10 protein-coding genes are annotated in these 13,165 nt (G+C 46.1%); 5 read left to right on the top strand and 5 right to left on the bottom strand.

Going from position 1 to position 13,165, the window contains the following annotated elements; translation table 11 throughout:
* Window positions 1-22: 22 nt before the first annotated feature.
* Window positions 23-841, bottom strand: coding sequence for an aldo/keto reductase (locus tag C7R73_RS02855; protein ID WP_106449016.1), 819 nt, complete (start codon window positions 839-841; stop codon window positions 23-25).
* 199 nt (window positions 842-1,040) lie between these two features.
* Here C7R73_RS02855 and C7R73_RS02850 point away from each other — a divergent pair, with 199 nt between their 5' ends.
* The 3 genes from C7R73_RS02850 to C7R73_RS02840 all read left to right on the top strand — a co-directional run bounded on the left by C7R73_RS02850 (window position 1,041) and on the right by C7R73_RS02840 (window position 6,047).
* The gene (locus C7R73_RS02850; protein ID WP_106449015.1) at window positions 1,041-3,902 is read left to right on the top strand and encodes a DEAD/DEAH box helicase; all 2,862 of its coding nucleotides are present in this window, start codon (window positions 1,041-1,043) and stop codon (window positions 3,900-3,902) included.
* A gap of 205 nt (window positions 3,903-4,107) precedes the next feature.
* On the top strand, window positions 4,108-5,271 hold the full coding sequence (locus tag C7R73_RS02845) for a M20 family metallopeptidase (RefSeq protein ID WP_161525850.1): 1,164 nt from the start codon (window positions 4,108-4,110) through the stop codon (window positions 5,269-5,271).
* Window positions 5,272-5,549: 278 nt separating this feature from the next.
* Window positions 5,550-6,047, top strand: coding sequence for a hypothetical protein (locus C7R73_RS02840; RefSeq protein ID WP_106449013.1), 498 nt, complete (start codon window positions 5,550-5,552; stop codon window positions 6,045-6,047).
* Window positions 6,048-6,291: 244 nt separating this feature from the next.
* On the opposite strand, the gene C7R73_RS02835 is transcribed toward C7R73_RS02840, so the two are convergent.
* Window positions 6,292-6,888, bottom strand: coding sequence for a helix-turn-helix domain-containing protein (locus C7R73_RS02835; protein ID WP_106449012.1), 597 nt, complete (start codon window positions 6,886-6,888; stop codon window positions 6,292-6,294).
* 254 nt (window positions 6,889-7,142) lie between these two features.
* Between C7R73_RS02835 and C7R73_RS02830 the strand changes: the two genes are divergently transcribed.
* On the top strand, window positions 7,143-8,786 hold the full coding sequence (locus C7R73_RS02830; protein ID WP_106449011.1) for a phosphoenolpyruvate carboxykinase (ATP): 1,644 nt from the start codon (window positions 7,143-7,145) through the stop codon (window positions 8,784-8,786).
* A gap of 100 nt (window positions 8,787-8,886) precedes the next feature.
* Here the strand turns inward: C7R73_RS02830 and C7R73_RS02825 are convergent, their stop codons facing one another.
* Entirely contained in the window at window positions 8,887-10,701 is a 1,815-nt protein-coding gene (locus C7R73_RS02825) for a sensor histidine kinase (RefSeq protein WP_106449010.1), read from the bottom strand.
* Between the two features lie 95 nt (window positions 10,702-10,796).
* Here C7R73_RS02825 and C7R73_RS02820 point away from each other — a divergent pair, with 95 nt between their 5' ends.
* Window positions 10,797-11,507, top strand: coding sequence for a response regulator transcription factor (locus C7R73_RS02820; RefSeq protein WP_086626827.1), 711 nt, complete (start codon window positions 10,797-10,799; stop codon window positions 11,505-11,507).
* Between the two features lie 2 nt (window positions 11,508-11,509).
* On the opposite strand, the gene citG is transcribed toward C7R73_RS02820, so the two are convergent.
* Both citG and C7R73_RS02810 read right to left on the bottom strand, forming a co-directional pair.
* Window positions 11,510-12,382, bottom strand: coding sequence for a triphosphoribosyl-dephospho-CoA synthase CitG (gene citG / locus C7R73_RS02815; RefSeq protein ID WP_338064711.1), 873 nt, complete (start codon window positions 12,380-12,382; stop codon window positions 11,510-11,512).
* The gene (locus C7R73_RS02810; protein ID WP_086626828.1) at window positions 12,360-13,070 is read right to left on the bottom strand and encodes a GntR family transcriptional regulator; all 711 of its coding nucleotides are present in this window, start codon (window positions 13,068-13,070) and stop codon (window positions 12,360-12,362) included. Before C7R73_RS02810 ends, citG begins: the two co-directional genes overlap by 23 nt.
* Between the last annotated feature and the right edge of the window lie 95 nt (window positions 13,071-13,165).

Here is a 13,165-nt window from a genome sequence, read left to right as displayed (position 1 = left end):
AAGGATTTTTTTTGTTGGTTATTTAGTTTTCGCGGACATCTTTCATCGCATCCAAAATGGCCACATCTTCCGGCGAAATGGTGAAGTCAAGCTGTGCATTTTCGATGATGCGTGCTTCGTGCGTGGACTTCGGCAAAGGCAACGTATCCTTCTCCAGGCAGTAACGGATGGATAATTGCGCCGGCGTCACGCCGTATTTTTCAGCCATTTGCTTGATTTCCGGGCTATCCAGAATAGCACCTGTAGCTAAAGGTGAATAGGCTTCGACAACGATTTTGTGCGTCTTGCAGAAAGTCAGCAGGTCTTTTTGGTCACGGCCGATGTAGAAAGGAATCTGGTTCGCCATCGGTACGATGTCGCAGTTGTCCAGGATCGCTTGCAGGTCTTTGATGGAGAAGTTCGAAACCCCGATTGCGCGGATCCGGCCTTCGTCATAGAGCTGTTCCATGGCTTTCCAAACTTGGATATTGCCTTCGGTGCAGTCCTTGCCGATTTCATCCCATGGCCATGGCGCATGGATTAAGTAAAGGTCCAAATAATCCAAACCGAGATTGCTCATGGTTTCCTCGAAGTGCTGCAGCGCACCGTCGAAATCTTTTATTTGCGCAGGCAGCTTGCTGGTCACGAAGACTTCTTCGCGGGCTATGCCGAAATCGCGGATCGCTTTCCCGACATTTTCTTCGTTGTGATAGGCATGCGCCGTATCGATGTGCGTATAGCCATTCTTCAAAGCCATCGTCACCGCTTCGTAGGCTTCTTCATTTGGGATTTGCCAAGTTCCGAAACCGATTGAGGGAATTGTTACACCATTGTAAAAAGTGAATACATTTTTATCTGTCATTAAATAACCTCCTGATATGATAACGTTTACTATTATTCAGTTTAGAACAATTGGGATCGGATGTAAAAGAATATAACTCGAAAGGCCAAAAGAGACACAAATCAAATATGCGTATATAGAATAATTATCTCTATATGATCTAGTAATATATTACCAGTATGATAAACTCATGAGTAGAGATAAAAAGCGAGGTGGAGCCATGTATTCATTAATAACCAACAGTAAAAAAGGGACCTTGTTGGATGAATTAGTTCAATCTTTGGAAACGTGCCAACGCTTTTACCTGAACGTGGCCTTCATCAACTTTTCCGGCCTGCAATTATTGTTGGATCCGATCCAAAAAGCGGCGGAGAATGGTGCGTCAGGAAAAATACTGACCGGGACCTACCTGAATTTTACGGAACCCTATGCGTTGACCCGCTTAAAAGCATTTCAGCATATTGATACGCGCATTTTTGTTGCCACTAAACAAACCGGATTTCACCCTAAAGCCTATATTTTTGAATACACCAATTATTATAAAATCATCGTCGGCTCTTCCAATATCACTCAAAACGCCTTAAAGAGCAACATTGAATGGAATCTTCAGATCATCACCAAGGACGGCAATGAGGACGAGGAATTCATTTCGGAAATTATGGAAGCCTATTCAATGATTTGGGAGAGCAGCGAAATATTGGATGACGCCTTCATCGACGATTACGCAAGCTTCTTGAAGGACCGCAAAAAAGATCTCGTTGTCCAAGAGTCATATCCCATGGTTTTTCAGTTCACGCGCGGACCCTCGATTAAACCAAACATGATGCAGGAATTGGCGATGGAAAAACTGATGCGGCTGCGTGAAAAGCACCAGGAGAAGGCGTTAGTGATCGCTGCGACGGGCAGCGGTAAAACCTACATGGCCGCTTTTGATGTGAAACAAACAAAACCAGAACGGCTGCTGTTCTTGGTGCATCGGGAAGACATTCTGCACAGTGCGATGTCATCGTTCAAAAAAATCATCAATCTGAAGGATAAATCGACCGGTATTTTATCCGGAACTTCCAAAGAGCATCAGTCTGATTATTTATTTGCGACGATCCAGAGCATGAAGAATATTTATGCAGAATATGACCCGGGACATTTCGACTATATCATCGTGGATGAGGCGCATCATGCGACCAGTCCGAGATATATGGAGGTTCTCGAGCATTTTAATCCCAAATTCCTATTAGGGATGACTGCGACGCCGGAGCGGACGGATGGCGGCAATATCTTTGACTTATTCGATAACAATGTGCCGGTTGAAATCCGTCTGCGGGAGGCATTGGAATACGATTTGCTGGTGCCATTCCATTATTTTGGCATCACAGATGAATCTGGTGTCGACTTACGGGATGCAGAAAATCTGACGCCTGATCAAATTGCTCAACGCCTCAGCGTTCATCGGCGGGTAGACTTCATCATCGAAAAAATGAACTACTATGGGCATGATGGCTTGAAACGCAAAGGGTTAGGTTTCTGCATGACGATTGCCCATGCTGAATTTATGGCGGCGGAATTCAATAAACGGGGTATCCCGAGCATCGCTTTATCCGGAGGCGATAAGGTGTCAAAAAGAGAATCCTACACGAAATTACTGGAAGCGGAAGAGTCAGATCTGGAAGTAATCTTCACCGTTGACATCTTCAATGAAGGCATCGACATTCCCGGCGTCAATCTGGTTATGATGCTGCGGCCGACCCAATCTTCTATCATCTTCACCCAGCAATTGGGCCGTGGCTTGCGCAAAAAAGACAACAAGGAATTCCTGACGGTCTTGGACTTCATCGGCAACTACAGCAAAAGCTTCCTGATCGCGATTGCTCTGAACGGGCGCCGCTTTTACGACAAGGACAGCGTCAAAACGTCAGTGAAGCGCAATTTCTCGGATTTGCCGGGAGCGACCCATATCCAGTTGGACGAAATCAGCAAACAACAGATTCTAGAGCAAATTGATTTTGAGAACTTCTCTACACTGGCCTATTTAAAGAATACGTACAATGAATTCAAAAACTTGAATAGCGGAAGAATTCCTTGGCTATTGCAGGATTATTTAAAAGTCGATGCCGCACCAGACCCGGTTAAATTCTTCTCCAGATCGGGTAAATTTAAAGCGAAGAACTACATCGAATTTTTGGATAAAGTCGAGCCGAATAATGAACTAGTGATGGAATTGCAAGGTAATCCTTTATTCATGGCTATGTTGACTGATTTGTCTCAAAAATTACCTCTAGTTCGGCTGCATGAAAATATGATCTTAAACTATTTGCTGACAAATGAAACATGTAGTTTGGAGACAGCAAGAGCAGAATTACTGGAGTATTTGGATACAGTCGATGACGAGACCATTCTGCATGCTTTCCGTACCTTGAATATGGAATTTTCTGATAAAGGGGAATTGAAATCTGCCAGACCATTGGTGACTTTGGATGATAGGAATGTGTTGCATCGGACGGAAGAATTTTCAATCATCTTGGCGGATGAACAGTATCGTCCTTTTATCGAAGATGTCCTGCATTACGGCAGAATGCGCTATTTAAAAACATTTGGCTCACTAAACTATGGTATTCCGCATTTAAAACTGTACGAAGAGTATACAATGAAGGATATCGCTATTGTGTCAAACTATAAAAAAATACACTCTTCTTTCCGGGGACAAGGCGTCCTGAAGAATGATGAAATCAATCATTACTTCTATTTTGTCGACCTTCATAAAGGTGAGGATGTAGAGGAACGAGTCAACTATAAAGATAAATTCATCAGCACCAAGCAATTCCAATGGGAATCGCCAAACAACACAAAAGTTGCTACGGATCGCGGGCAGGATTTCGTCAATCCCGAAAACCGAGGCGTGACGTTGCATCTGTTTGCCCGCAAATTCAAACAGATAGACAATGTCACTTCTAAGTTCATCTATCTCGGTGAAATCACACCAATATCCCATCGGAACGAAAAACCGATCGAAATCCAATACAAATTGGAAAAGGAAGTGCCTTGGGAATTGTATCAGGAGTTTGAACCGGAACTTTCCATCAAGTAAATCCTTTTATTGAAAGATTACCGGGCGCTGCAGCCGCGATTATAGGCGAGCAACAGCTTCCGGTATTTGTTTGCAAACAAGCTAATTAGTCTGGCTTAGTCAGGTAAGGATACAACCAATGTCAGGGTTAATTTGATAGCGCTTGAAAATAACAGTATATTTTAAGCTAGGGTGGATGCTATAATTTTGCCAAGGGGGAATGGCTATGGGCTTCGATAGGAATCAGTATTTACGTGAATTGGAGACGATCGTCAATATCGACAGTGGCAGCAGAAATCCTGTGGGCACACGAGAAGTGGCGGCGTTTTTGGAAGAGAAATATAGGCAGCAAGGTTTTCTGACCGAGCTGGTTTCGGTCGGTCCGGAGGTGGGGCCGGTACTGGTGGCAACGAATGCTCCGGACGAACCCATCGATCTGCTCTTCATCGGCCACACTGATACTGTGTTCCTGGATGGCGAAGCGAGCAGACGGCCTTTCAAGATAGAGGGAGAGCGGCTCTATGGGCCTGGCGTCTATGACATGAAAGGCTGCAGCCTGTTGACGGCCTATTTGCTGGAAAACTTACCTGGAGAACTGAAGCAAGGGCTCAACATCTGTGTGATCCACAATCCGGATGAGGAGATCAGTTCCTTTTATTCCCGCGAAGTGATCATCGAGAAAGCGAAAACGGCCAAGTTCGCCTTCGTCATGGAGCCGAGTTCAGCGGACGGTTCGATGATCAAGGAAAGGAAAGGCATCGAAAAACTGAAGATCCATTTCAAGGGCCGGCCCTCCCACGCCGGCGACGCTCCCCAGGAAGGGCGCAGCGCCATCAACGAACTGGCTCATTGGATCGTTCGCATGAATACTTTGATCGATTACGCTGCCGGTGTGTCAGTCAATGCGGGCACGATCCAGGGCGGCAGCGTGCCGAATGTTGTCCCCGAGCATGCCCAGATGGAATTGGACTACCGATATTCAAATCCCGCGGACGTCACAGCCTTCTTTGATATGCTGAAGGAACTGCAGGCCCATGCAGCCAAAATGGAAATCGGCATCGACATCGAAGTCATCGGCAAGCGGCCGCCTATGGTCGATGTTCCCGGAGCGAAAGAGTTACGGAGCGTCTTCGAGGATGTCGGCAAGCAAATGGACACGGTCGTTTCGTTCAAGAAATCGGGAGGCGTATCCGATGCCAACTTCACTACCAGTGTCGGGGTTCCGACGGTCTGTAGCATCGGTCTGATCGGCGGCGCTTTCCATACCGACCATGAATATGTGGAGCTGGGTTCCATCCTGCAGCGCTTGGATCTTTTGACGGCGGTCATAGCAGAAATGAGCCGGCGGAAGATGTTCTGCGAAAGCGCAGATCATCTTTCCATAATGTGAACCGCAACGATTCAGACATGAAAAACTATATATAGAACAGCAGCGCGAAGGTCCCTTTCCGGTCCTCGGCGCTGCTGTTTTTTTTGATGGAAAGCGCAGTGTCCCGCGGCGTAAATACTTGCCGAAGCACACCGGAAGAACAGCACTTTTGCCGCTCCGGATGCGATAATAGGGGTATAGCATTTCAGCCGTAAATACTGATTCGCGTAGCCTGCAGGTCTAGCAAATGAATGATTGGATTGTATGGTTCCGGGGGATTAAGCAGAAGGGGTGGTAACATGGTGAAGATTGGTGAAAAGACAGTTGTGTCCGTAACGTGCCAAGATGTTATTCTGCAATTAGCTGAGCAATATTGTTCTGAAGGGGAGTACCTTCATTTCGGGATGAAAGAGAATCCGAAAAAATATGTGTTGGTCACCGACGAAAAAATATACCTGATCAAATCCAAAGCGACGGCTGAGGACAAGCATAAAGAGGATGTGTTCAGCATCCAGTACACGCAGATGCGGAAAGAGGAATTACGGATGAAGTTTGATGGCTGGTTTGTGGAAATGTCCACCCACTCCGCCGCAAAAAAAGAGCCTCATTTCCATGTCGTGTTGGACAAAATCCAAGGCTTGCGTCCTGAGGAAATAGAAACTTCCATAGATAATCCGCAACCCGTTTTGCCGGATTATCTAGATGCGGAGATCAACTGCTTAAAAGAAATATTGGCGGAAGGCCTCATCTCGCAGGAAGAATACGAGAGCGTGAAGGACAGACTGTCGGAAATGTAATCATGCAGTCGGTTCCGCGGAGTCGTGATACTTAATAGCAAAAAAAAACATGGAGTTGCCTCGAAACGAGGCAACTCCATGTTTTTTGTGGTTCGGTGCTATGATTGTTTGTTCTGGGGTTCAAGTTCGTGGCGGAATTCCCCTCCAAAAGGGTTTAGAAGGGGAATCTCGTGGTGTCCGCGGACGTTTCTCCCCGCCAAACCGCTTTTGACGGGTTAACTGACACCATTTTATGGAATTGAAATCAGATCGCCAAACTCGTTCTTTTGAATGTGTTGAACTGGTCGCGCAACAGGGCGCGCGTCAGATGGTCTTCAAAAGTCACGTTCAGATTCGGCAGTTTTGCGATATTGTAGATGTCGTTTGTATCTTCCACGAGCACCCAATTGTTCAATACCTTCACGACGATGGAGGACAACGGCTCTGCATTGCTGCACTTGAAAAGCGTATCATCCACAAATTTTTTGAAAGGATTGGCCAGTTGCGTTTCCGGCAGCATGTCCTCTGCCAAGTCCAAGGCATCATCCCGATAAATCGTGAATTCTTTCTCATATACAGGAGGGGATTGCTTAATGAGCTCGTAATCCCGTTCCTTTATGTAAGCCAAGGCATCCTGGTATCCTTTGCGGTATTCCTTAGTGGATTTGATGCCGCTGTTCATGTAGGTTTTGGCTGCGATGACTTCTTCCAATGAATCTTCAGGAATCAACCAGCCTTCTTTGTTGCTGAATTTCACGGCATCCTTGATTTTCCCTTTACGGATCCATCTGCGCACCATTTCTTCTGAATGGGTAATATTTTTTTTGCTGAGTATTTTGACTGCTTCGGCTACGGTAAGCACTATTCATTCCTCCGTTATTACTTGTTTAGTTGACTCTATAGTAGCATTAAGCTTTCAGGATGTGGTGTTTCTTTTGTGTACTCCTAAACATAGTACAGTGAAAAAACACTTCGCGGATGCAAAAAAGTCTCATATACCAAGCAAGTGTTTTTTTTCTGTTCAAAATATCAAGCACATCATAAGTACACCTCATTATCGGCACAAATACAGAAAAGCATACTATAATGAAGGCATTAAAACTACGGAGGTCGCATATGGCAACAATTGAAACGTACCAAAGATCCGCATTGAAGAAATCCAATCCATTGTTAACCAAATTACGCACGACAGTCGAAACTGCTTTCTACGGCAGCAATATGCATGAAGTGACGACACTTGCCGAAGCCTATGAATTGGCGAAAACATCCCCAGGGGTCATCGTGACCGACCTTCCCATCAAAGAGACGGATAAGTTGGGCCTGCCTGAAGATGCCAAAGTGTTGGTCGAAAACGGTGGCAAGATAGTCGGACGGACGGCTAAAGCAAGAAGGATCGTTGGCGAGGACAAAACGGAAGACGAACAATTGATAGCGCTGGTCCGTGAAGTCATCTACCAGAACCGCACGAAGAAATACCACCAGACAACCGGCTATGTCGGATTGGATGAAGAGTTCATCATCAAAGCGCACATCGCCTTTCCGGAAGGCAACGAAAATAACCTTTATTCCTGGTTGTTGAACTTCCAGTGGACCAATGACATGTACAACGAATTGTACGCGCATTCAAAAAAATATGATGAAGGGGATATCTACATCTATACGGATCCTGACTGGCGTCATCCCGATTATCCACTGGGGCTGGCTTACTTTGAACCTGATCATAACGTCGCCTGCATTTTGGGCATGCAGTATTTTGGGGAATTCAAGAAAGGCACGCTATCCCTTGCCTGGGGTACTGCGCATCGCAACGGCTACGCTTCCTGCCACGGCGGTCTGAAGAAATTTGTGTTGAAAGACAAGAAGCGCGTCTTTGCGTTCTTCGGCCTGTCCGGTTCGGGCAAGTCGACGCTGACGCATTCGAAGCACAACGGAAAGTACAAAGTGAAAGTATTGCATGATGATGCCTTCATCATCGATCTGCTCGACGGCTCCTCGATTGCATTGGAACCGGCTTACTTCGACAAGACTCAGGACTATCCGGCAGATCATCCTGAGCAGGAATATTTCCTGACGGCACAGAACGTAGGCGTGACGAAGGACGTGGACGGGAAACGTGTCTTGGTGACGGAAGATATCCGCAACGGCAATGGCCGTACCGTCAAGTCGCGATACGTGACGCCTGACCGAGTGGACAAGTTCCATTCGGCAATCGAAGGCATCTACTGGATCATGAAAGATGACGCCTTGCCGCCGCTCGTCAAAATCGAGGATCCGATCCTGGCTGCCACTTTTGGAGCTACCTTGGCGACGAAACGGTCGACTGCGGAAACCGCCAGAAAGGGCGAGGACAGAGACCGATTGGTTATCGAGCCTTATGCCAATCCGTTCCGCGTCTATCCGCTGATCGAAGATTACGAAGATTTTAAAGCCTTGCTGAGCAAAGAGGCAGTGGACTGCTATATCATCAACACCGGCGCTTTCCTGGACAAGGACATCACCAAGGATGTCACCCTCGGCGTGATCGAAAGCATCGTCGAAGAGACAGCCACATTCAAACCTTTCGGGGACGGCACCGGCTTGGCGTACTTGGATGTGCCTGGCTATGAACCACCTCTGGAAGACGAGAGCTATAAAAAGCTGGTGAAGGAACGGATGACGATGCGGATTGATTTCTTGCAGACGTTCAACCAAGAACATCCGGACTTCCCGCTTCCGGATGAGGCTATCCATGCATTTGACCAGATTGTCCAATCTCTGTGAATACCAGCAGATCGGTAGAGCGCTGATCTGAAAATAAAAAACCAACAGCATTGTCCCCGTAAGTCAGGAATAATGCTGTTGGTTTTCATTTGTTGTCGTATCAGCTTTTTTGGAGTGGAATATTGATGCAGACAGTCAAGCCTTTTTGGGCTCTATCCAGTCTGATTTGCCAATCATATTTGTCAGCGATGGAAGAAACCACAAACAATCCCAATCCTGACCCGTTGATGCCTTTGGTGGTGAAGAAAGGATCGAACAGGTCATTGCTCTCTAATCCTTCCGCGATTCCGGGGCCATCGTCTGTGATGGACAGGACCGCATATTCTTTGTCCTTCGTCACAATCGAGCGCTTCTGCAAATCGGCATTGCATTCAGCATCAGCTTTTTTCAGCCTGATCCTGACATTTCCGGGACGTTTGTCGATCGCTTGGAAGGCGTTTGTCAGAAGGTTATACAGGACCACCTGCAAGTCCTGCTTGTCGAAGCCTTCAACCAGGATGTTCGGAGCGATGTCACTATCGACTTTGATGCTCTTCGGCGTCAGGATTGTGATTTCGGAAATGGTGTCCTTGAGCACTTGCGAAAGGTCATGCACGGTATCTTGTTGTCCTTCACTGACTTTTGAAAAACGCAATACGTTCGTTGAGAGATCCTTGCCTTTTTCCGCAGCAAGGTAGATTTCCTTCAGCTCGCTGACCAAGTCCTCGTTCTCGGCGTAGTCTTCCATCAACAACTGGGCATTCCCCAGGATAGGCGTCAGGAAATTGTTCATGTCGTGAACGATGGTCGTGGTCAAAAGTCCGATTGCTTCCAGTTTGCTTTCTTTCAGGATCCGTTTTTCCAGTTGATGGCGCTCATTTTCGAATTTTTGTTTTTCGATGAGGCGTTGGCTTTCTTCGTAAGCCTGGTTCTTTTTGTTGTAACCCCTGATCAAAAGGATGAAGATGAGAATTATAGCAGAAATCAGCAATAACAGACTTAATAGGATATAATTGTTTTGTATAGGTACGCGGTTGTGCTCGTAGAAATCCGAGTTGAGGGCGATTACCCAGTGGGCTGCACCGATATCTATCCATTCAAAGGCACCCAATTTCAGGACTTTGGTCGGGTTTTCTTCGTTCCACCAATAGGAATAATAACTGAGCGTCCCTTCTTCTTGAGTAAGCTGGGCTTCCTCCAAGCGCTTCAGATCGGAAAGATCCAGATCTGGGAACTGCTCTTGACGATCGGAGATGATATCAAGTCCGACTTGGCTCTCGACCGGATGGATTACGACTTCCATATCGGCATTCTTCACCAAAGGATAGCCGCTGTAGACGCTGGTGTCGCTGAATATTTCCTCCTTGAACATATTTTCAAGGTTCAACGGTGCGATAAAATATCCGGTGATTTGTCCATCGGCGGCAACGATGGGGGCATAAAGATTCACGAAAGATTGGTTTTCCAGAAAATAATCGCTGCTGTTTTGGACGAGCGAGCCACTTCCGATCAACGATTTTAGACTCGGGTCCGCAATCAGATAAGTTTCGACTCGATCTTCGGAAAGTTCCTGAACGGATCCATTGTTGAACTGCCAAGCCTCCGAAAAACTACCTTCAGCATCAAGTTGGATCAACAGATTTATTTGATCTTCATGGGAGCCGAGATAAGCAGTGAGGGTCTCTTCGGGAAGGTCTTCGGAAGTAAGTTTCTGGGAAAATTGCTGAAGCGATAAGGACCGGTTTTCGATGACAAGCTTCAGGTTGTTCGTCACATAATTCAAGGTGCGCATCAGTTGTTCCTGGCCGCTTTTCTTGGCATTCTGTTCGACGGTGTAGAAGCTGCCGGCGATCGTGACCAAGGTAATTGCGATGATGATGAATAATCCTGCCATGATGATGTTGATGATACGTGTCGTTGGTTTATTTTCCATCATAAGAACCCTTTCTTAAAAAATACACAGTATGTAAATTATCAGTTGACAAAACGATGTTCCACTTGCGAAACTATAGAACATTGAGGAGGAAAAATATGAACAATCAAAAAATACTCGTCGTTGATGACGATATCGCAATTCGGCGGCTGATTTGGAAGTCGCTGCAATCAACGGGCGTTCTTATTTACCAAAGTGATTCCATCGAAAAAACACTGGATATCATGACCCGTGTGACTTTTGATCTTTTTCTGTTGGATATCAGTCTGGAATATGAGAATGACGGTTACCATCTAGCGCAGCTGATCCGCGCTGACTACCCGTTGACCCCTATTATATTTATAAGCGGCAAAAAAAGCGAGACCGATATCATCAATGGTCTCGAAACAGGGGCGGACTATTATATTACGAAGCCTTTTTCGCCAAATCTTTTGCGTGCTCAAATTTTGAGCACGTTGCAAAGAATGAAGACCATCCAGTCACAACAATCAAATCCAACCAGCCGTGTCCTCAAAGTGGGCGATTTTACTTTCGATAAAAACCTGTACCAACTGCAGAAGCGGGGGCAGGATATCGCCCTGTCATCCAAAGAAATCCAATTGATGCTGTTTTTCCTGGAAAATCCGAATCAAGTTTTTTCGAAGGAGCAGATCTATGCGAATGTATGGAATGATGGAGAGATGGACAATAACCTGATTATGGTTTACATCAGCTATCTGCGCAACAAGATTGAGGATGACTCGAAAAAGCCGCGTTATTTGAAGACCGTCTGGGGAATCGGCTATACGTTCAGCCCAGACGGCGAGTAAGATCAGAACAAATTTTCCAATTTTGCAAAAAAGATACCTAAGGATAAAAGATCGGCAGCTCCGCCTGGGCTCAAGTGTCTTTCTATCAAGACCAGGTCATAGCTGTACATCAACTCTTTCAGGTTTCCTTCATGTGAATCTTGCAGGAGTTGTTTTGCTTCCATTTTGATTGTCTGCCAGGCGTCGATGCCTCCGCGGTGTATGATGTTGCCATCTTCAACTTGGCTCATCAACAGGAGCAGCGCCTTTAATAATAGTGATTCAATGGGCTGACTTTGATTTGCTCTTAAAAACGGCAAAATCAGTTCGCTCAAGGCAGGGTAGCCGGCTTCGGCTTCGCCGCGGATACCGGTGATGCCATAGCCGAGGTATAATTTTTCTCCATACGTCAAGGAGGTTTTGGCAGCGAGATCAGCAAAATCATCCGTCACCAATCCATGGCTCATTTCTTGGGCATAGGAGAGTACTTCTTGCGTATCATTTTGTGTGAAAGGAGGCTGCAGACCCCGACCGATGCAAGCACCGGTCGCTCCCAACAGTACAGCGAAAGAGAAGTTCGCGCCTTTGTGCGTATTGATGTTTTTGGTGGCAGCCAGCATCGCTTTTTCGGCATGGACGCCCATTGAGCGGACTTTATGGAATAGCTCTTTTGCGGTTCCTTCATGTTCCATCCCTAATTTTACATATTGATAAAGGTAAGGGCTCAGGCTGACGATGCTGTCCAAGAAAGTAAAGAAATCCATGTCGGAGTGGGCACCGCTGTTGTTGCGGTCCACCAGACCGGGTTTTGGTGTCAATGCTACCTCATAAAGGAGAGCTTTCTCGGCTTGCCCGGCAATTTCGACAAGTAGCTCATTCATTGGTTTCAAAGTCAATTTTACGTTTCTCCATTTCTTTGACGATAAAATTCAGCGAACGATCCAAATGTTCGTGGGTGATGAGTTGGATCTGGAGAGCATCCTGTGTCTTCATCCCGCGGTAGATCAACCAGTGTTCCGCCAATGCAAAATCACGCCGTTCCTTCGAACTGATCGAAATGTCCCTGAAGTACATCAAGTATTCCGATAGCTTCAAAACGATGGACTTCAAGCGTTGCATCTGGCTTTTTTCGTATATGAAATCATTGAATTCAAAAAATTTCTGCTGCAATTCATCAACTTTATCTTCCTGATTCAGCATTTCGCAGTATTCCAAATGCAGTCGCATCACTTTGAAATCCTCGGCTGTCATCAGCTTCATGGCTGTTGTTGTAGCGAGGGTATCCAGCGCTTTGCGGATATCGTAAATTTCGTACGCATCTTTGATGCTGATGCCTTTTACGACGACGCCGACTCCAGGGACGTGTTTCACTAAATCTTCTTCGGTCAACTTTTTCAGAGCGTAGCGGATGGGTGTGCGGCTGATGTTCATGTTTTCGGAGAACTCTTTTTCGTTGATGCGTTCTCCAGCTGGGATTTCGCCTAAAATGACGGTCTTGCGGAAAGCCTCGTAAATCAGGTCTTTAAGTGGCTTGTTTTGGCTAAGGTCCAAATTTTTGCTGACTGCTTTGATTATAGTGCTCATCTTTTTCCCCTTCATCCTATTATTTTTTGGTTAACTGTTGGTTAGTTCTAAATGAGAGCGATTTCTTTTATACTAAAAAGCCGAGCAGAGTCGCC

Origin of the sequence: Trichococcus alkaliphilus (genome assembly GCF_003008695.1) — a bacterium.
In the GTDB taxonomy this organism is placed as follows: Bacteria; Bacillota; Bacilli; order Lactobacillales; family Aerococcaceae; genus Trichococcus; species Trichococcus alkaliphilus.
This window is presented reverse-complemented; position numbering and strand designations above follow the sequence as displayed.

Bases quoted from the DNA above. Each gene is read 5' to 3' on its own strand.
- C7R73_RS02855 (WP_106449016.1), bottom strand. From the start codon at position 841: ATGACAGATAAAAATGTATTCACTTTTTACAATGGTGTAACAATTCCC.
- C7R73_RS02850 (WP_106449015.1), top strand. From the start codon at position 1,041: ATGTATTCATTAATAACCAACAGTAAAAAAGGGACCTTGTTGGATGAA.
- C7R73_RS02845 (WP_161525850.1), top strand. From the start codon at position 4,108: ATGGGCTTCGATAGGAATCAGTATTTACGTGAATTGGAGACGATCGTC.
- C7R73_RS02840 (WP_106449013.1), top strand. From the start codon at position 5,550: ATGGTGAAGATTGGTGAAAAGACAGTTGTGTCCGTAACGTGCCAAGAT.
- C7R73_RS02830 (WP_106449011.1), top strand. From the start codon at position 7,143: ATGGCAACAATTGAAACGTACCAAAGATCCGCATTGAAGAAATCCAAT.
- C7R73_RS02825 (WP_106449010.1), bottom strand. From the start codon at position 10,701: ATGATGGAAAATAAACCAACGACACGTATCATCAACATCATCATGGCA.
- C7R73_RS02820 (WP_086626827.1), top strand. From the start codon at position 10,797: ATGAACAATCAAAAAATACTCGTCGTTGATGACGATATCGCAATTCGG.
- C7R73_RS02810 (WP_086626828.1), bottom strand. From the start codon at position 13,070: ATGAGCACTATAATCAAAGCAGTCAGCAAAAATTTGGACCTTAGCCAA.